Here is a 17235-nt window from a genome sequence, read left to right as displayed (position 1 = left end):
GCTTTTTCTCCCCGACCCACCAACGCCGACCCATGACCGACCCCACCGACGCGATCCACTTCGGCACCGACGGCTGGCGGGCCACGCTCGACACGTTCACCGACGACCGCGTGCGCATCGTCGCACAGGGCGTCGCCGACTACCTCCGGGAGGAAGACGTCGAGGGCGCCGTCGTCGTCGGCTACGACGCGCGACCTTCCTCGCCCGGCTTCGCCGAGAGCGTCGCCGACGTGCTCGCCGCCAACGGGTTCGACGTGATTCTGCCCGAGCGGGACGTCCCCACGCCAACCGCGGTCTGGAACGCGGTCGACCGGGAGTGTGCGGGCGCCGTTATCCTCTCAGCCTCCCACAACCCCCCGGAGTACAACGGGATCAAGTACTTCCCCGGCGACGGCACGCCGGCGATGCCCGAGATCACCGATCGGATCGAGGCGAACCTCCGCGAGCCCGAACCGCTGCCCGAGGCGGAACACGGCGATGTCGTCCGCGAGGATCTGATCGGCCCGCACATGCAGGCGGTCGAGGAGCTCGTCGCCGCTTACGGGTTCAGCACCGACGACGGCGGCGTCGACCTCTCCGGGCTCACGGTCGCCTACGACGCGATGCACGGGTCGGGGCGGGGCGTGACCGACGAGGTGCTCGAGGACGCCGGCGCCGAGGTCCAGCGCCTGCGGTGTGAGGCGGACCCCGAGTTCGGCGGCGGCGCGCCGGAGCCCGCCGAGTCGAACCTCCACGCGCTGGCCGACCACGTCGTCGACGGCGAGGCCGACATCGGGATCGCCAACGACGGCGACGCTGACCGCATCGCCGTGATCACGCCCGCGGGCTACCTCGGTGAGAACCGCTTCTTCGCGGCGACGTACGACGCGCTCCTGGAGAAAGATTCGGGGCCGGCGATCAGGACCGTCTCCACGACGTTCCTGATCGACCGCGTCGCCGAGGCCCACGGCGAGCGCGTGGTCGAGACCGCGGTCGGCTTCAAGTGGGTCGCCGACGCGATGGGCGAGCACGACGCACTCATCGGCGGCGAGGAGTCCGGCGGCTTCTCGATTCGCGGGCACGTCCGGGAGAAAGACGGCGTCCTGATGGCGCTGCTGGCCTGCGCGATCGAGGCCGAAGAGTCCTACGACGACCGGATCGAACGGCTCGAGGCCGAGCACGGCGGGATCGTCGCCGACAAGGTCAGCCTCGACTGTCCCGACGCCGAGAAGGGGCGCGTGCTCGACGATCTGGAGGAGGAGATCCCCGACGCGGTGGCGGGCGTCCCAGTCGAGCGAACCGTCACCGTCGACGGGTTCAAACTGCTCTGTGAGGACGGCTCGTGGCTGCTCGTGCGGCCCTCCGGCACCGAGCCCAAACTGCGGGTGTACGCCGAGGCGTCGACGGCCGCCCGCGTCGAGGCGGTGCTCGACGCCGGTCGCGAGCTGGTCGCGCCGCTGATCTGAGCGGCAGCCTGCACCGGGCCACCCCGACTCACGAAAGCGATATCTTCCCACAGAGCGTTGACACCTGTATGGCACTCAGCGCACGAAACGCCGTCTCCGGCACCGTCCAGTCCGTGAAGAAAGACGAGATCATGGCAGAGGTCGTGATCGAACTCCCCGACGGGCAGACGATCACCTCCACGATCACGCGGGGCTCCGCCGACCGACTCGATCTCACCGAGGGCGACGCGGTCGAGGCCGTGATCAAGGCGAGCGAAGTGATGGTCAACAAGGACTGACGGACCGATCAGGGGTGACGGACGCCCCAGAACCGACTCCCCTCCTGCTCCACTTCGAACCCGAGTTCCTTCCAGAACTGCCGGACGCCCGCCCGGAAGTCCGCAGTGACGGTGCCGTTCTCGTCGGCGACAGCCGCCTCCACGAGCGCCGAGCCGATCCCCTCCCCGCGGCGCTCGCGCCGGACGGCGACCCCCTCGATGTGGCCGTCGCGGACCACCAGCGCGCCGACGATCCAGTCGCCCGTCTCGGCGAGCAGCAGCTCGCCGTCGGGCGCCGCGTCCCGGACCGTCGAGCCGTCGACGTCGAGCAGCGCGCCCTGAAGCACCCGCATCGCCGCGACCACGTCGTCGTTGGTGCCGCGCCGGAGTTCGACGTCCTCCGGGAGATCGACGCTCTCGGGCGTCGCCAGCGGACGCTGGGGTTTCGGCGCGTGCTCGCGGTCGAGCAGCTCCGCGCTCTCGTTCCGGACCGACTCGTCCTCAGGGTCGTCGTCCGTTGTCGACGCCGCGGCCGTCGAGTTCGGTTCCGAGTCGGCGGGGCCGGTCCTGTCGTCGAGCGGCCCCTCGTCGGCACGCGGGGGGACGCGGTCGATCTTCGCCGGTTCGGGGTCGTCCACCTCCTGATCCTCGGCGTCGAGCGTGGCCGCGTGCTCGATCGCGTCGAGGAGTTCGTCGATCCGGGGGCGGTCGGTCCGGGAGTCGCCGCGGTGGGCGTACGTCTCGATCGGCTCGCTGAAGCGTAAGTCGAGCAGGATCACCGCGGGCATCCGGCCGATCACGTCGTGGAGCTTGCCGAGCAGACCGAAGCGGGTGGGCTGGTCGTAGCGCTCGCCGAGCTCGGTGTCGGGGTCGGCGACGACGGGGAACGGGAGGTGGTACTGTTTCTGCCACTCCGCCGCCGTCTCGCGGTCCTCGGGCAGCACCGACACCACCTCGGCGTCGCGGGCCTCGAACTCGTCGTAGCGCTTCTTCATCCGTCGGACCTGCTGGCGGCACTCGCTGCAGTAGAAATCTCGGTGGAGGAGGAGCACGGCGAAGTCGGCGTCGTACTCCCAGAGCGAGAGCGGGTCGGGGCCAGGCCCGACGTTCGGCAGCACGAACCCGCTGTCCATGGCCGAACGTGGAGCCGGGAGTACAAAACGCCGACGCCCGCGCGCCGCAGCGGCTCAGCCGCCCGCGATCAGCCGCAACACCCGCACGTGGTCGGTTTCGACGGGCGCGTCCTCCGGAACCGGCGAGTCGTCGACGAGGACCGTCACCTCGTGGGGGCTGTACCCCACCTCGCGAACCACGTCGGCGTAGTCGGCGTCGTCGGGGACGGTGACGGTGCGTTCGTCCTCGCCGACGATCTCGACCGTTAGCTGCATGTGCGAGGGTGGACGGGCCGCGGGTTTGAGGGTTTGGACGTTGGAGGTGTGTGTCGACAACCTAGACTGCAACAGCAGCTCGATCGTTGGCAACTGGGACAGCAACCGCGACGGCAACAGCAGCTCGATCGTAGACCACTTGCGACCGCAGGGTGCCGGGCACGAGGCCCGTCATCAGAAATCGGAGATTTCTGATTGGCAGACGAGAATCGGAGATTCTCGTCGACAGCCGCGAGGCGTCTACCGCCACCGCACCGCCGCGGCTGTCGGCGCGAAGCGTCGGCGCCTCCGTGCGCCGATCGAGCGCGAGGGATGAGCGAACGAAGTGAGCGAATCGGCTGGGGAGGGTGTGGATGGTGCTGAGGGCGGGACTGAAAGGGGCGAGGCGCTGGGCGAAGGCGGGCGACGCAAGCACCGTAGCGGAGTGAGCGAAGCGAACGGAGCGAGGAGCGTGGTTCGAAAGACGCCAGAGGCGTCTTTCGTCATCACGAGAGAGCGAAGCTCTCTCGAACGACAGCGAGCCCCCCGAGCCCAGCGCCTCGGGGCTTTCACGGTGTTCTCCGTCGAAGTTGAGACGTTTGAACTCACTCGAACCAAAACGAATCGCACTCGGGTCCGGTCCGTTTATGCCCCGGCCGCGCCCGTCTCCACCCATGAGCGAGGCCGACGCCGAGGACGCCAACGAGAGCGCGGGGCGGGAGATCTGGATCGAGAAGTACCGCCCGCAGACCCTCGACGACATCCACGGACACGAGGAGACCATCGAGCGCATCAAGAGCTACGTCGAGGGCGGGGAGCTCCCCCACATGCTCTACTCGGGGCCGGCCGGGACCGGGAAGACGACGACGGCAACCGCCATCGCCCGCGAGATCTACGGCGACGACTGGCGGGGGAACTTCCTCGAACTCAACGCCTCCGACGAGCGCGGGATCGACGTCGTCCGGGACCGCATCAAGAACTTCGCGCGCTCGGCGTTCGGCAGCCACGATTACCGAATCATCTTCCTTGATGAAGCAGACTCGCTGTGTGTACCGCCGGGAACGGAGGTCGTCACTGGCTACCCGTCCTCGCCGGAGGTCAAGAAAATCGAGGAGGTAAGCACCGAGGGGGAACCGATGCCGTCGGTCGACTTCGAAACCAACGAGATCCAATCTGACAAAGGAAAGCTTGTCGACTCGGGGGTCGCGGATTTCTTCGATCTAGTGCTATCCGACGGGAGAACGGTCAAAGCGAGCCTCAGCCATCCGTTCTTCACCGTTGGTGAGGAGGGCGAACTCATCGAAACGGAGCTACGGGATCTCTCACCGGGCGACGAAATCGCCGATTTCGGGAGCGAGATCGGTGTGTCGCCGTGCGAGGTGTGTGACGACTGGACCGCCGGACGGTTCTACTCACTTGAATGCAAGAACGAGGCACACAGCCAAGAGATGCAGGGCGAGGGCAACCCGATGCACGGGACGGAGTGGTCCAACGAGCGACGCGAGAAGATCGTCGAGAAGCTCTCCGACGGTCGCTTCGCGGGCGAGAACAACCCAAACTACGGTGGAGAGTTCCACGGCGACCGTGTCTGGGAGATGGACGAGGAAACTGTAGCGGAGTGCCGTGAACTGCTTAGCGAGATGCGGTCGGGGACGACGTGGGACGAGTGGGTCGTCGACGCCGATGCCGGGAGCGTGAAACGGGAGATCGGCGAGTCGATAGCCGACTGGTGGGACAGCCTTGACGAGGAAGAACGGGAGGAACTCATCCGCAAGAGCACGGAGAGCGTGGATTACCCCGTGTGTGACATAACCGGGGATAACAACCCGATGCGCGACCCGGAGGTCGCCCAAAAGGTCTCTGAGGCACTCCAGGGTCACGAACCGACGGGCGGGAACATCAGACACAGCGAGGAACTCGGCCACCTCGTCCGCTCGGACTGGGAGTACGAGGTCGCGAGCGCGCTGCAGGAGGCCGGGGTGGAGTACGAGTACGAGCCATCGTTCGAGCTATCCGACTCGGTGTTCCATCCCGACTTCCTCGTCGGCGACACCGTCGTCGAGGTCAAGGGCGTCGCCGCCCTGTGGGGGCAGACCGAGAAGGTAGAGGAGTTCCTCGAGACGTACGGCGACGAGTACACGTTCGTCGTCGTCGGTGACGAAGAACTCCCACACGACGAACACTACAGCCGGGACGAGTTCTCTCCGGCTGTCGTTTCCGACGGCGGACGGGCCAGCGTCGAAACGGTCGAAGTGGAGTCCATCACTCACAGCCACCGAGGGAAGGCCTACAACATCACGATGGAGGGGACTCCCAACTTCATGCTCGCAAACGGAGTCCTGACTCACAACACCGACGACGCCCAATCAGCGCTCCGCCGGACGATGGAGCAGTTCTCGGACAACACGCGCTTCATCCTCTCCTGTAACTACTCCTCGAAGATCATCGACCCGATCCAGTCCCGCTGTGCCGTGTTCCGCTTCTCGCCGCTCTCGGACGAGGCGATCGCCGGGCAGATCCGTGAGATCGCCGAGGCCGAGGAGATCGAGATCACCGACGAGGGTCTCGACGCGCTGGTCTACGCCGCCAACGGCGACATGCGCCGGGCGATCAACAACCTCCAGGCGGCCGCGACGACCGGTGACGTGGTCGACGAGGAGGCCGTCTACACGGTCACCGCGACCGCCCGGCCCGAGGAGGTTGAGGAGATGGTCGCCGCCGCCGTCGCCGGCGACTTCCCGAAGGCCCGCGCCACCCTCGACACCCTGCTGACCGACGTGGGGATGGCCGGCGGCGACATCGTCGACCAGCTCCACCGCTCGGCGTGGGAGTTCGACCTCGACGACCGCGCGGTCGTCCGCCTGCTCGAACGGTTGGGCGAGGCCGACTACCGCATCGCGGAGGGCGCGAACGAGCAGGTCCAACTGGAGGCGCTGTTGGCGGCGCTGTCGCTGGACGACGAGGAGTAGGACCCGCTTTCGAACCACGTTCGCGGCCATCCCGCAAACCGTCGCGCTTATTCACACCGCTCCGAAACGGCGAGTCATGCAGCCGATCCACGCCCGCTACCCGTTCTTCGACGCCGCCCGGGAGGCCGTCGGGGGGCTGGGCGCCTCGGTGCCCGAGCTGGCGGAGTCGGGCGACCCGGCCGTCGAGCGCGGCCGCGAGCGGGTCGAGCGCGCGCTGACCGAGGGCACCACCGCGCCCGCCGAGCCGGGGCGGTGGAGCGACGAGGCGGAACTACTCTCCTACCCCGTCGCGCGCGTGCTCGTCTCGCTGTTGTCGGAGGAGAAGGCCGTCGAGAAGTACGCCACCGCGGAGGCGGCGACGGCCGCGGCGCGGTTCGCCGAGGACGTGACCGGCGACGACGACGGCCTCCGGAGCACGACCGACGCGTCGGTGTCGCTCCCCCGGATCCTCGGGGAGTTCGACCTCGAGGACGCAGTCCGCGAGGAGCGACTGGCCGGCGCGGCCAACAACCGCAGCGCGGGCGCGACCGACCGGGACTGGTACCGCGTCGGCGTCGAGCAGTTCCTCCTGCTCAGCGGCGACTGGGGCGAGGCGTGGCGACTGGTGAACCGCGAGCTCGCCGACGGCGAGGTCCGAACGCAGCGCGGGGAGCTGTACGGCGCCGACGGCGAGGGGCTGCTCGTCGAGGCCGTCCGCCGCCGGGTGGCGGAGGGGCTCCCCTTCCAGCTCGGCGACGACCGGCGGGAGGGGCTGGCGGGGGCACTCTCGGAGCCGTTGTCGGCGCTACGGGATCTGCTGGGCGAGCGCGTGACCGTCCGCGATATCGACGCCGTGGTGCCGGAGCTGTTCCCGGAGTGTATCGACGAGCTCCGGCAGCGGGCCCGGGAGGAGGAGCTCGACGACGTGGAGTCGTTCGCGCTGCTCTCCTTCCTCGCCGCGATCGGTCTCGACGCCGACGGCGCGGCGGCGTTCTGTGCGGACACGACCATCGACGAGCGGCAGGCCCGCTACGCAGTCGAACGACTGGGCGAGAAGCGCGGCGCGCAGTACCCGCCGCCGTCGTGTGAGACGCTTTCGGCGTACGGGATCTGCACGAACCAGAACGGCCACCGCGAGCGGGCGAGCCACCCGCTGGTGTGCTACCGCGAGCGACTACGGGAGACGGCGCCGGAGGAACGCGTCGACTGGCGCGAGCGGGAGGCGGCTCAGTCCTGACTCAGGCTGGCGAAGTACAGCCCCAGCGCCCCCATGAGGAGGATGAAGCCGACCAGCGCGCCAAGCATCGCGAGGCCGCCGGTCTCGGTGAGTTCCCCGTCGACGCCGAAGGTCGTGCCGACGACGACGAACGAGACGATGAACAGAACGACGGCGACGATCGAGAGCACGATCTTCCGCCCCATGCCCTCCTCGATATCCATACTCCGGAGTCGCCCGGGAGCACCCTAAAGCACTTCGATGCGGCTCAGGCGAGCGCGTCCGCGGCCTCGTCGACGGTGATGGTGCCGTCCGCGACGGCCTGAAGCAGCTTTCGGACCCCCTCGTCGGCGTCGTCATCGTCGTCACTCCCGTCGGTCCCCGTTGCAGTGCCGCGCTCGGTCGCCTCCTCGAGCGTGACTTTCTCGGTGTCGCCGACGAGTTCGGCCATGTCGGTGCCGTCGGCGAGCGCGGTCTCCTTTTTCACGCGGTAGTTGCCGCCGTCGGTGGTGTAGCAGTCGCCCGGGTGGAAGAAGTACCAGTCCTCGCGGTCGAACCGGACGGCGATCCGGGGTTTGGCGCCGAAGTTCTGGGCGAAGTAGACGAGCGCCTGGACCTCCTCGCCGGTGAGGTAGATGGGGTCGCCCGCGGAGGATTTGGCCTCGATCGCGTAGAACGCGTCGCCGTTGCCCGCGAGCACGTCCGGGAGTTCGCGCTGGGTCGCACTGCCGCTCGCCGGCGCGCGCATGACGGCGAAGCCGGCCTCGTCGAGGCGGTTGACGAGCTCGCGCTCGCGCCGGTCGCCTTTCTTGTTCGTCGGCATTACGTGGGAGTGGGCGTGGGGTGGTGAAAAGGGGGTCGGTGCTGGGTGGTTTTCGTGGGTGGACGACGATTGGTCAAGGCTGGTGGCGTTGGCTCCGACCGCACGAACCGCGACAGCAACAGCATCTCGAAGCATGACCACTTGTACCGCGACCGCACAGCACCGCGATGGTCTTCCCCGCATCCTCCCCACGGGTTCTCGTGAGGGAACCGAACGAGAGCGGGCGAGAGCCCACGGCTCTCGCCATCGCTCGCCGACCGTCGGCGAGCCCTCGCGTCCACCGTCAACAGCACCGTGGTGGCGGTCGGCGCGAAACACTCGCGGCTCCGTCCGCGAGTCAGCGCGAGGGACGAGCGAGCGTAGCGAGTGAGTCGGCTGGGGAGGTCCGAGGGCTGTGCGGGGCGGTGCGGCGCAAGTGGTCTAGCCTCGAACTGCTGTTGCTGTTCGAGTCATTGGTCCAGGAGTCGGCGACACCAACAAAACTAATCGAAACGAGGCTCAGAACCGTCAGTACGGTCACAAGTGGTCTAGCCTCGAACTGCTGTTGCTGTTCGAGTCACCAATCCAAGAGCCATCAGTCCGAGAGTCGTCGATCCAAGAGCCGTCGACACCACCAAAACCACTGAAAAACGAGCCTCAGAACCCCAAATTCACGTCCCGTGCTGCCACGAGTCCATGTACTCGCGCTGCTCGTCGCTCAGGCTGTCGAACTCCACGCCATCAGCCGCCAGCTTCACCTCCGCGATCTCCTTGTCCAGTTCGTCCGGCACCTCGTACACACCGGCCTCGTACTCGTCGCCGTTCTCGACGATCTCTCGGACACAGACCGCCTGAATCCCGAAGGACTGGTCCATCACCTCGACAGGATGGCCGAGCCCGACAGGTGCAGCCAGATTCACCAACCGACCCTCCGCGAGTACGTTCAGCCGGCGGCCGTCCGCCATCTCGAACGACTCGACGCCGTCGCGGGCCTCGTAGCGGTCGACCGCCAGATCCGCGAGGTGGTCGAGGTTGATCTCCACGTCGAAGTGGCCCGCGTTGGCGAGGACGGCGCCGTCCCCCATCTCCTCGAAGTGCTCCCGGGTGATCACGTTCTTGTTCCCGGTGGTGGTGACGAACACGTCGCCCTCCTTCGCGGCCTCTTCCATCGGCAGCACGTCGTACCCCTCCATGTGCGCCTCCAGCGCCTTGCGGGGTTCGACCTCACAGACGACGACGTTCGCGTCCTGCCCGGCCGCCTTGGAAGCGACGCCCTTGCCGCAGTAGCCGTAGCCCGCGACGACGACGGTCTTGCCGGCCCACGAGAGGTTGGTGGTCATGGCGATGGCCGACAGCGCCGACTCGCCCGTGCCGTGGACGTTGTCGAACAGCCGCTTCATCGGCGTGTCGTTCACCGCGAACATCGGGTACTTCAGTTCGCCGTCGTCGTCCATCGCGCGCAGTCGGTGGACGCCCGTGGTCGTCTCCTCGGCGCCGCCGACGATGGAGTCGATCAGTTCGGGGTGCTCCTGGTGGATGCGGAACACCATGTCCGCGCCGTCGTCGACCGTGATCGTCGGCTCGTGGTCGATGACGGACTCGATCGCAGCGTAGTACTCGTCGTCGTCGACGCCCCGCACCGCGTAGGAGGTGACGTTCTCCACGTCGTCCAGCGCGACGCTCACGTCGTCGTGGGTCGAGAGGGGGTTACAGCCCGTGACCGCCACTTCGGCGCCGCCGATGGCGAGCGTCTCGACGAGGATGGCGGTTTTGGCCTCGACGTGCATCGCCATCCCGATCGTCTCGCCAGTCAGGGGTTTTTCGTCGGCGAACTCCTCGCGGAGCGACCGGCAGATGGGCATGTGCTGGAGCGCCCAGTCCATCTTCCGGCGCCCCTCCTCGCGGAGGGCGTCGACGTCCTCGACGTGCGCGGTGACGCGCTCGTAGGAACTCATGGCTGTTAGTTTCGTGAGTGGGCGCAAAACGGTGTCGAAAGGTACGGTGCGACGGCGTTCAGTCGCACCGTTCCGAAAGTGGTCCCGGCGACGGTCGGCCGGGACCGACGAAGGTCCGGCACGGCGACGGTCGGCCGGGACCGACGAAGGTCCGGCACGGCGACGGTCGGCCGGGACCGACGAAGGTCCGGCACGGCGACGGTCGGCCGGGACCGACGAAGGTCCGGCACGGTGACGGTCAACCGTGCCGGTCCGAAGGTGAAACTGGGCGACGGTCAGCCGCGCCACTCGGAACCCCCACGCGGCGACGGGCGATTCTGCCCCAAAAGATATACGACCACTGACGAAACGTCCCGGTACGGCTGGTACACATGAACCTCAAGGCGCTCTGGAGGCCGTTCCTGCTCTATACGTGTCTCCTCGGTCCACTCACCGTTGGGGCAGTACATCTCGCGACGGATTCGGGGTTCTTCGTCCTCTTTTCGGCAGCCGGCGGGCTCTTACTCGTCGTTCTCGGCGTCGGAGCCACGGGGCCGTCGGGCGTCGGCGGCGTCGAAACCGCGGACGGGGCTGAAGTAGGGGTCGACGACACAGGTGTCCTGCCGCGTGGGGTGACCTCTACGTCCTCCAGTCTCGTCTACCTCTGCTACGGGTCCGGCGTGTTCCTCTGGAGCCTCGTCGTGTTGTACGCGTTCTACAACATCGCCTAGCGAACCGTCGTCCCGTTCCATCGAACACACTCCCGTCGATATCCACCTTCGGACCTACTCCACCCGCGCCACCAGCTCCTCGGCCTGCTCATCTGCCCGCTCGACCACCGCCTCCGCATCCAGCGTCTGAATCTCCCGGTCCTCCATCAGCACCTCGCCGTCACACACCGTATGACGAACGTCGCTGCCCCCCGCTGAATACGCGAGGTGGCTGACCAGATCGTGCTGGGGCGTCAGGTGCGACGCATCGAGGTCCAGCACCGCCAGATCCGCGTTCGCGCCCGCCTCGATCCGGCCGGAGTCGAACCCAAGCGCCGCCGCCGACCCCTCGGTGGCCATGCGGACCGCCGCGCTCGCCGGCACCGCCGCGGCGTCGTCGGCGCCGAGTTTGCCCAGCATCGCGGCGTCGCGGATCTCGTCGAACATGTCGAGGTCGTTGTTCGACGCCGCGCCGTCGGTGCCCAGCCCGACGGTCACGCCCGCGTCGAGCATCTCCGCCACGGGCGCGATCCCGGAGGCCAGTTTGGCGTTCGACGCCGGACAGTGGACCGCCGCCGCCCCGCTATCGGCGAGTCGGTCGATCTCCGCGTCGTCGACGTGGACGCAGTGGGCGAGGAAGTCGCCGTCTTCGAGGAGGCCCACCTCCTCGGCGTACTCCAGCGGACGGACCTCCCGATCGTCGACGATCGGGTCCACCTCGTCCGCAGTCTCGTTGGCGTGGAGGTGGACCGGGAGATCCGCCTCGCGGGCGCGCTCGACCGCCTCGCGGAGGAGTGCCTCGTTCACGGTCGTCAGCGAGTGGGGCATCACCGCCGTCGAGATCAGCCCGCCGGCGAGACCGTCGTACTGCTCGGCGAAGTTGACGCTCTTCTCCATGTCCTCGCGGGCGTCCTCGTCGGACTTGCCGACCGAGACGAACCCGTGGCCCAGCAGCGCGCGCAGGCCGGCCGCCTCGGCGACGCCGGCGACGTGGGGCTCCTCGAAGTACATGTCGACGAAGCCGGTCGTCCCGCTGCGGATCATCTCCACTGCCGCGAGTTCGGTGCCGATCCGGATGTCCTCGGCCGTGAGTTCACCCTCGACGGGCCAGATGTCCTCCTGGAGCCACGCGTCGAGCGGCTTGTCGTCGGCGTAGCCCCGGAGGAGCGTCATCGCGGCGTGGCCGTGGGCGTTGACGAGACCGGGGATCACGAGCCCTCCCTCCGCATCGAGTGTTTCGTCGGCCGAAGCGCCGATCTCGTCCGGCGCAGCGACCGTCTCGACGGTGCCGGTCGACTGGTCGATCAGCACGTCCGACTCGGTGATCGAGTGGTCGGGGCGGAGCACGCGACCGTTCGCGACGCGGAGCGTGTTCATGCCCGGCAGTGGTGGGGCCGGGGGCGTTAAGCCGTCGTTCCATCGCCGGCGGAGGACGAGGAGCGAGGCTCCCGACTACACCGGCGCGGAGCCGATCAGCGCGATCAGGCTGAACAGGATCGCGCCGAGGAGCACGCTCACGGTGAAGTGGATGACGACGACCGCGACGAGCAGCCGCCGGTCCAGATCGTGGATGTAGCGGAAGGCGACGGCGTCGACGGCCAGCGCGGCCGCGAGCGCGAGCGCCGGCGAGAACTCGAACGTCGCGGCGAGGAAGGCGATCGCGGCGATCGGCGGCCCGACGAACGCGTGCCGGCGCAGCGACACGTCGCCCAGCAGGTTGCGTGCAGCGATGAACGCGGTGAAGGAGAGGAAGGCAGCGAACAGCAGCCACGTCGCGACCACCGAGACCGTCGTCGCCTGCAACGGCGCGGCCTGGATCGCGGCGGCGTCCAAGGAGAGCAGCACGGCCGCTCAGTCCAGCAGACCGAGCTCGTCGAGGCGCTCGGTGATCACGTCGACGGCCTCGGCGGCGTCGTCGGGCTGTTTGCCGCCGGTGATGACGAGCTTCCCCGAGCCGAACAGCAGCGCGACGACGTCGGGCTCCTCCAGCCGGTAGACGAGGCCGGGGAACTGCTCTGGCTCGTACTCGATGCTCTCCAGCCCCAGACCGATCGCGATGGCGTTGAGGTTCAGGCTCTCGCCGAGGTCGGCGCTGGTGACGATGTTCTGGACGGTGATCTCGGGGTCGTCCTCGATCGGAATGCTCAGATCACGGAGCTTGTCGAAGACGATGTGGAGGCTCTCGTGGACGTCGTCGGTCGACTTCGCGCCGGTACAGACGATCTTTCCCGAGCGGAAGATCAGCGCGGCGGATTTGGGCTCCTGCGTGCGGTAGACGAGGCCTGGGAACTGTTCGGGGTCGTAGTCGGCGCCCTCCAGATCCATCGCGACGCTCTGCAGGTCGAGCTCCTGGCCGATGCCCGTCGAGGCAACGACGTTCTCGATGGTGATCGTCTCCTTGGGATCGGTCATCGCTTCAAGGTTGACTGTGAGGTTTAAATAGGTTGGTGGGTCGGCGGGCTGGAACCCCGCGCGGGGCCGGCGGCGTCGAGCCGGGGTGACGGCCCGTCGGTTCGGCTCAATCGTCGTAGCAGGTGGCGCCGATAGAGATCCCATTCTCACTGAACATTGCGATAATGTTGTTCGTTTTACAACCGTTCATGTACCACTCTTCGGTCTCCTTTCCGACCCCTTCCACTTCGACAACCACCTCGTACATCCCGGTGGGCAACACTCCCTCGTCTACAATCCTCTCACCGGCTGGCACTTCATACTCTTTTTCGAACTCAACCTCCGAGTTCGTCGCTGAGACGGTAACCTGACGGCTGGCGGATGTGTTATTGTCGATTTGAATCCCCACCGCGTCCGGTCGTGTCTCGGTGCCTGTTCCCTCGAGGCATCCGCCAGTAGCCAGAACACCGACCGTGGACAACAGGAACTTCCGTCGACTTGGGGAAGAACGGGACATGCTGTTCGTCTTAGCCGAAGTCATTACTAAGCTGCCGGATCAGCCCCGGAGCGGCAGCCTCTTTTCGCCCGCCGCGAAAGCCCCGACGTGTACTGTCGGCCGTGGCAGTGGCTACGCCCCGAAGCTGCGCAGGGCGACCCGCGCGGTCGGGACGAACGAGTAGAGCACCAACAGCACCGCGACGGCGAGGAACAGCACCGCGAACCCGGCGTCGAGGTGTGGCGCGGCCATCACCGCGAAGACGAGCGCGGCGAGCACCGAGCGGAGCGAGCGGAGGTGGGCTTCGAAGGAACGGGAGCTCTCCATGGTTGGGGCGTCAACGGCCCGGGGCAAAAGCGGCGGGGCTGCTCCGGCGGAACGCCAGCCTCTTTCCCACCCCCGACCCACCTCGGCGCGTGTACTGTCTCGAACTCGCCGGCGAGGACGACGCGTTCGCGGCCCGGGAGGCGGAAGCGGCCGCCGCCGGCGTCGAGATCCTCGCCCCCGGCCTCGCCCGCGCGGGCCACGTCGACCGCGACCGCCTCCGCGGTCTGGCGTACACCCACGCCGCCGACGAGCTGGTGGCCCGGAGCGCGGCGAGCGTCGACGCCGCCGCGACCGCGCTCGACGCCGCCGCGATCGACCGCGAGGGCACGGTCGCGGTGCGGGCTCGCGACGTGCGCGGACTCACGGGCGTGAGCACGAGCGACGCGGAGCGCCGGCTCGGCGGCGTGCTCGTCGACCGCGGGTTCGCGGTGGATCTCGATGACCCGGATCACGAGCTCCGGGCGCTGTTCTCCGCCGAGGACGGACTGGACGATCCGGACAGTGACGCCACGGCTGCCGAGCAGGGGCAGGTTCCCGCGGGCGACGGCGTCTGCGTACTGGGCTGGCTCGACTGCGAGTCAGAACGCGACTTCGGTGAGCGCCGACCCACCGATCGCCCGTTCTTCCAGCCCGGGAGCATGGCGCCGATGGACGCTCGGGCGCTCGTGAACATCGCGGGTGCGGCGTCCGGCCGACGGATCCTCGACCCCATGTGCGGCACCGGCGGCACGCTGCTCGAGGCCGGGCTCGTCGGCGCGGATCTGCTCGGCACTGACGCGCAGTGGAAGATGGTCCGCGGGACGCGGGAGAACCTGGAGGCGCTGGTCGAGGGTGTCGACACCGCGGTCGCACGGGCGGACGCGACCGCACTGCCGCTGCGTGAGGATGTCGTCGACGGCGTGGTGTTCGACGCGCCGTACGGCCGGCAGTCGAAGATCGCGACGCACCGCTTGGAGGACTTGGTCGAGGGGGCGCTCGCGGAGGCGGCGCGGGTGAGTAGTGGGAGCGTGACCTGTGTGCTGATGGCCGACCGCGACTGGCGGGAGGCCGTCTCGGCGACGGAGTGGCGGGTCACGGACCGCTTCGAGCGACGGGTCCACGGGTCGCTGACGCGGCACGTGCACGTACTCGAGAAACAACTGGACGATCGGTAGCGAGGAGTTCGTTTCGGACTCGAAGGGAGTGATCCGTCTCTGACTGTGGCTGCTCGGACAGTGACTGCGACGGGGCGGTTACTGCAACAGCATCTCGATGCTAGACCACTTGTGACCGCAGTGCGTCGGACACGAGGTCCGACGCAGTACCGAGTCCCCACCCCTCCCCCCGCGCTCGCCACGTTGGCGAGCGCGAGGCGTCCACCGCGACCACACCGCTGCAGCTGTCGGCGCGAAACGCGAGCGGTTCCGTCCGCGAGCCAGCGCGAGGGACGAGTGACTGAGTGCTAACGAAGGAACGAGTCGGTTGGGGAGGTCTGTGGACTGTGCGGGGCGGTTGCGGTCGCAAGAGGTCATGCTTCGAGATGCTGTCGTTGTTGCGGAGGCCGTCGCTGTCGCGGTTACAGTCGCTGTGCTAGAAACCGGCCCACCAGAAACCGCGAACCACCTACTCGGCAGAATCGACGGCAACCACCGTCTCCCCGGCTCGAACGGCCTCACCCTCGCGCACCCGCAGATCCCCGTGCTCAACGCGCTCGGGCAGCAGCACGTCCGCGCGGCTGCCGAAACTGATGTGGCCGATCCTCTCCCCCCGATCCAGTTCCTCGCCCGCCTCCACGTAGGGATGAATCCGCCGCGCGAACCAGCCCGCGATCAGCGACACCTCGTACGCCCCGCAGTCGATGTCGACGCGCTCGTTCCGGTCCGAATCCTTCGAGAACGCCGGCCGGTTCGCGCCGGGACGGTGGGTCACCGACTCGACCGTTCCCGCCGCCGGCGCACGGTTCACGTGCACGTCGGTGACGTTCATGAACACGCCGACGCGGACGCGGTCACCCTCGTCGCGGATCACCGAGACGCTGCCGTCCGCGGGGGCGACGAAGCCCGATTCCGGCGGCTGGCGCTCGGGGTCGCGGTGGAACAGGATCGTCCCGATCCCGAGCGCGACCAGTCCGAGACCGATCGGCCCGGAGAACGGCGTGAGCAGGAAGCCGACGAGAAGCGGCGGCGCGCCGTAGCGCAGCGCGCCGGGGGCGAGCGAGGGGCCGGGCAGGTCCATCAGGCCTCCCCCCGCAGCGACTCGTGGCCCGCGGCCCACGCGCCGAGCAGGTGGGTGAGGTGGATCGTGTCGTCGCTACCCTCCGTGAGGTCCAGGTCCGCCTCGCCAGCGAGTCGGTGGAGACGGGCGAGCTTCTCGCCGGAGTACTCGCTGCGAGCGACCCGCAGCAGCTCCTGCAGGAGCTCCTCGCCGTCGTACCCCTCGTCGAGCAGGGCGTCGACCGTCGAGCGCGCCGTCGAGAAGTCCCCCTCCGTGGCCGCCGAGAGCGCGGCGGCGAGTTCGTCGTCGTGACCCACGTCGTCGAGCACCTCGTACGCGGCCTGCATCGTCACCTCGTCGTGCTGGGCGGCCGTGGTCTGGACGCCCAGCACAGCACGGCGGAGGTCGCCGTCGGCGTAGCCGGCGACGAACTCCAGTCCGTCGTCGTCGTATTCGACCGCCTCCGCATCGAGAATCCCGGCGAGCACGTTCTCGATCTCGTCGGCCGAGGGGGCCCGCACGGGGACGGGGAAACACCGCGACCGGATCGGGGCGATCAGCTTCGAGGGCTGGCGGGTCCCGATCACGAACTGGGTGGTGCGGTGGTGTTGCTCCATCACCCGGCGCAGCGCCTGCTGGAAGTCCTCCCGGATCGCCTCGGCGTTGTCCAGCAGGATCGTCTTGAACTGTCCCGAGACGGGGGCGTAGCTCGCGGACTCCTTGAGCACGCGGTTGATCATGTCGCGTTTGGCCATCCGGCTCCGCCCCTCGAGGAACTGCGCGAACCGGGGGTCCTCCCGGATCTCCTTCTTCGTGCGGTCGAAGAAGTCCGCGACGTTGATCTCCACGAGGTCGTTCTCGTAGTCCTCGTGGGCCTCGCGGGCCAGCGCCCGCACGGCGGCGGTTTTCCCGACCCCCGGCGGCCCCTGGACGACGAGGTTCATCGGCTCGTCGACGGCCCGCTCCAGGCGCTCGCGGGCCGCCTCCTGGGGGAGGTCCGCGATGGCGGGCGCGTAGCGCTCGGTCCAGAGCGGTTCGTCCATCACCGGAGCGTAGCCGCGGCCCCGGTAAGAAGGTCGCGGTCCGGGGGTTCCACGCCGGCGTCGACGCCGCCGGAACACGGAGTCGACAGCCGTAAACCGCCGCCCG

The 17235-nt window shown here is 68.3% G+C and carries 17 protein-coding genes and 3 pseudogenes; 8 read left to right on the top strand and 12 right to left on the bottom strand.

Translation table 11 applies throughout. The annotated features are described in order from the left end of the window. Positions 1 to 32: 32 nt before the first annotated feature. Positions 33 to 1445: a phosphoglucomutase/phosphomannomutase family protein gene (locus B4589_RS10670; RefSeq protein WP_079234256.1), complete on the top strand. Its 1413-nt coding sequence runs from the start codon at positions 33 to 35 to the stop codon at positions 1443 to 1445. Positions 1446 to 1513: 68 nt separating this feature from the next. After that, entirely contained in the window at positions 1514 to 1723 is a 210-nt protein-coding gene (locus B4589_RS10665; RefSeq protein ID WP_079234255.1) for a molybdopterin-binding protein, read from the top strand. 8 nt (positions 1724 to 1731) lie between these two features. Here the strand turns inward: B4589_RS10665 and B4589_RS18065 are convergent, their stop codons facing one another. Both B4589_RS18065 and B4589_RS10650 read right to left on the bottom strand, forming a co-directional pair. After that, entirely contained in the window at positions 1732 to 2835 is a 1104-nt protein-coding gene (locus B4589_RS18065; protein WP_217920462.1) for a GNAT family N-acetyltransferase, read from the bottom strand. 54 nt (positions 2836 to 2889) lie between these two features. After that, complete coding sequence (locus B4589_RS10650; RefSeq protein ID WP_079234254.1) at positions 2890 to 3090, bottom strand: ubiquitin-like small modifier protein 2; 201 nt, start codon at positions 3088 to 3090, stop codon at positions 2890 to 2892. A 653-nt stretch (positions 3091 to 3743) separates the two neighbouring features. Here B4589_RS10650 and B4589_RS18205 point away from each other — a divergent pair. From B4589_RS18205 to B4589_RS10640, 4 genes and pseudogenes are all read left to right on the top strand, one after another. Continuing rightward, positions 3744 to 4115: pseudogene (locus tag B4589_RS18205) on the top strand (AAA family ATPase); the annotation flags it as partial. Between the two features lie 90 nt (positions 4116 to 4205). After that, positions 4206 to 5393, top strand: a pseudogene (locus tag B4589_RS18445) (replication factor C small subunit); the annotation flags it as partial. Between the two features lie 27 nt (positions 5394 to 5420). Next, positions 5421 to 6038 (top strand): annotated as a pseudogene (locus B4589_RS18440) (replication factor C small subunit); the annotation flags it as partial. A gap of 76 nt (positions 6039 to 6114) precedes the next feature. Next, positions 6115 to 7254, top strand: coding sequence for a hypothetical protein (locus tag B4589_RS10640; protein ID WP_079234252.1), 1140 nt, complete (start codon positions 6115 to 6117; stop codon positions 7252 to 7254). Here B4589_RS10640 and B4589_RS10635 read toward each other — a convergent pair. From B4589_RS10635 to B4589_RS10625, 3 genes are all read right to left on the bottom strand, one after another. After that, positions 7245 to 7457 carry a hypothetical protein gene (locus B4589_RS10635; protein WP_079234251.1) on the bottom strand — a complete coding sequence of 71 codons (213 nt, stop codon included), beginning with the start codon at positions 7455 to 7457 and terminating at the stop codon, positions 7245 to 7247. The genes B4589_RS10640 and B4589_RS10635 overlap by 10 nt on opposite strands. Before the next feature lie 44 nt (positions 7458 to 7501). Further along, the gene (gene hjc, locus B4589_RS10630) at positions 7502 to 8056 is read right to left on the bottom strand and encodes a Holliday junction resolvase Hjc (protein ID WP_079234250.1); all 555 of its coding nucleotides are present in this window, start codon (positions 8054 to 8056) and stop codon (positions 7502 to 7504) included. Between the two features lie 650 nt (positions 8057 to 8706). Then, positions 8707 to 9990, bottom strand: a complete 1284-nt coding sequence (locus B4589_RS10625; RefSeq protein WP_079234249.1) for an adenosylhomocysteinase — start codon at positions 9988 to 9990, stop codon at positions 8707 to 8709. A 371-nt stretch (positions 9991 to 10361) separates the two neighbouring features. Between B4589_RS10625 and B4589_RS10620 the strand changes: the two genes are divergently transcribed. After that, entirely contained in the window at positions 10362 to 10700 is a 339-nt protein-coding gene (locus tag B4589_RS10620) for a hypothetical protein (protein ID WP_079234248.1), read from the top strand. Positions 10701 to 10754: 54 nt separating this feature from the next. Here B4589_RS10620 and B4589_RS10615 read toward each other — a convergent pair whose 3' ends face one another. The 5 genes from B4589_RS10615 to B4589_RS10595 form a co-directional block, all read right to left on the bottom strand. Next, complete coding sequence (locus B4589_RS10615) at positions 10755 to 12056, bottom strand: amidohydrolase (protein WP_079234247.1); 1302 nt, start codon at positions 12054 to 12056, stop codon at positions 10755 to 10757. A 75-nt stretch (positions 12057 to 12131) separates the two neighbouring features. Beyond that, complete coding sequence (locus tag B4589_RS10610; protein ID WP_079234246.1) at positions 12132 to 12524, bottom strand: hypothetical protein; 393 nt, start codon at positions 12522 to 12524, stop codon at positions 12132 to 12134. 6 nt (positions 12525 to 12530) lie between these two features. Beyond that, a complete protein-coding gene (locus B4589_RS10605; protein ID WP_079234245.1) occupies positions 12531 to 13091 on the bottom strand; it encodes a TATA-box-binding protein in 561 nt (186 codons plus the stop codon). Between the two features lie 106 nt (positions 13092 to 13197). Continuing rightward, the gene (locus B4589_RS10600) at positions 13198 to 13611 is read right to left on the bottom strand and encodes a hypothetical protein (RefSeq protein ID WP_143414320.1); all 414 of its coding nucleotides are present in this window, start codon (positions 13609 to 13611) and stop codon (positions 13198 to 13200) included. A gap of 87 nt (positions 13612 to 13698) precedes the next feature. Beyond that, on the bottom strand, positions 13699 to 13893 hold the full coding sequence (locus B4589_RS10595; RefSeq protein ID WP_079234243.1) for a hypothetical protein: 195 nt from the start codon (positions 13891 to 13893) through the stop codon (positions 13699 to 13701). 89 nt (positions 13894 to 13982) lie between these two features. Between B4589_RS10595 and B4589_RS10590 the strand changes: the two genes are divergently transcribed. After that, positions 13983 to 15047: a methyltransferase domain-containing protein gene (locus B4589_RS10590; RefSeq protein WP_079234242.1), complete on the top strand. Its 1065-nt coding sequence runs from the start codon at positions 13983 to 13985 to the stop codon at positions 15045 to 15047. A 448-nt stretch (positions 15048 to 15495) separates the two neighbouring features. Here the strand turns inward: B4589_RS10590 and B4589_RS10585 are convergent, their stop codons facing one another. Beyond that, on the bottom strand, positions 15496 to 16107 hold the full coding sequence (locus tag B4589_RS10585) for a protein sorting system archaetidylserine decarboxylase (protein WP_079234241.1): 612 nt from the start codon (positions 16105 to 16107) through the stop codon (positions 15496 to 15498). Then, positions 16107 to 17129: an AAA family ATPase gene (locus B4589_RS10580; protein ID WP_079234240.1), complete on the bottom strand. Its 1023-nt coding sequence runs from the start codon at positions 17127 to 17129 to the stop codon at positions 16107 to 16109. Before B4589_RS10580 ends, B4589_RS10585 begins: the two co-directional genes overlap by 1 nt. Positions 17130 to 17235: the final 106 nt, after the last annotated feature.

The sequence above is a fragment of the Halolamina sp. CBA1230 genome (assembly GCF_002025255.2).
Classification (GTDB): domain Archaea; phylum Halobacteriota; class Halobacteria; order Halobacteriales; family Haloferacaceae; genus Halolamina.
This window is presented reverse-complemented; position numbering and strand designations above follow the sequence as displayed.

Excerpts from the sequence above, each read along its gene's own strand:
- B4589_RS10605 (WP_079234245.1), bottom strand. The coding sequence starts at position 13,091 with ATGACCGATCCCAAGGAGACGATCACCATCGAGAACGTCGTTGCCTCG.
- B4589_RS10585 (WP_079234241.1), bottom strand. The coding sequence starts at position 16,107 with ATGGACCTGCCCGGCCCCTCGCTCGCCCCCGGCGCGCTGCGCTACGGC.
- B4589_RS10625 (WP_079234249.1), bottom strand. The coding sequence starts at position 9,990 with ATGAGTTCCTACGAGCGCGTCACCGCGCACGTCGAGGACGTCGACGCC.
- B4589_RS10615 (WP_079234247.1), bottom strand. The coding sequence starts at position 12,056 with ATGAACACGCTCCGCGTCGCGAACGGTCGCGTGCTCCGCCCCGACCAC.
- B4589_RS10620 (WP_079234248.1), top strand. The coding sequence starts at position 10,362 with ATGAACCTCAAGGCGCTCTGGAGGCCGTTCCTGCTCTATACGTGTCTC.
- B4589_RS10580 (WP_079234240.1), bottom strand. The coding sequence starts at position 17,129 with ATGGACGAACCGCTCTGGACCGAGCGCTACGCGCCCGCCATCGCGGAC.
- B4589_RS10635 (WP_079234251.1), bottom strand. The coding sequence starts at position 7,457 with ATGGATATCGAGGAGGGCATGGGGCGGAAGATCGTGCTCTCGATCGTC.
- B4589_RS10665 (WP_079234255.1), top strand. The coding sequence starts at position 1,514 with ATGGCACTCAGCGCACGAAACGCCGTCTCCGGCACCGTCCAGTCCGTG.
- B4589_RS10595 (WP_079234243.1), bottom strand. The coding sequence starts at position 13,893 with ATGGAGAGCTCCCGTTCCTTCGAAGCCCACCTCCGCTCGCTCCGCTCG.
- B4589_RS10670 (WP_079234256.1), top strand. The coding sequence starts at position 33 with ATGACCGACCCCACCGACGCGATCCACTTCGGCACCGACGGCTGGCGG.
- B4589_RS10640 (WP_079234252.1), top strand. The coding sequence starts at position 6,115 with ATGCAGCCGATCCACGCCCGCTACCCGTTCTTCGACGCCGCCCGGGAG.
- hjc (WP_079234250.1), bottom strand. The coding sequence starts at position 8,056 with ATGCCGACGAACAAGAAAGGCGACCGGCGCGAGCGCGAGCTCGTCAAC.
- B4589_RS18065 (WP_217920462.1), bottom strand. The coding sequence starts at position 2,835 with ATGGACAGCGGGTTCGTGCTGCCGAACGTCGGGCCTGGCCCCGACCCG.
- B4589_RS10650 (WP_079234254.1), bottom strand. The coding sequence starts at position 3,090 with ATGCAGCTAACGGTCGAGATCGTCGGCGAGGACGAACGCACCGTCACC.
- B4589_RS10600 (WP_143414320.1), bottom strand. The coding sequence starts at position 13,611 with ATGACTTCGGCTAAGACGAACAGCATGTCCCGTTCTTCCCCAAGTCGA.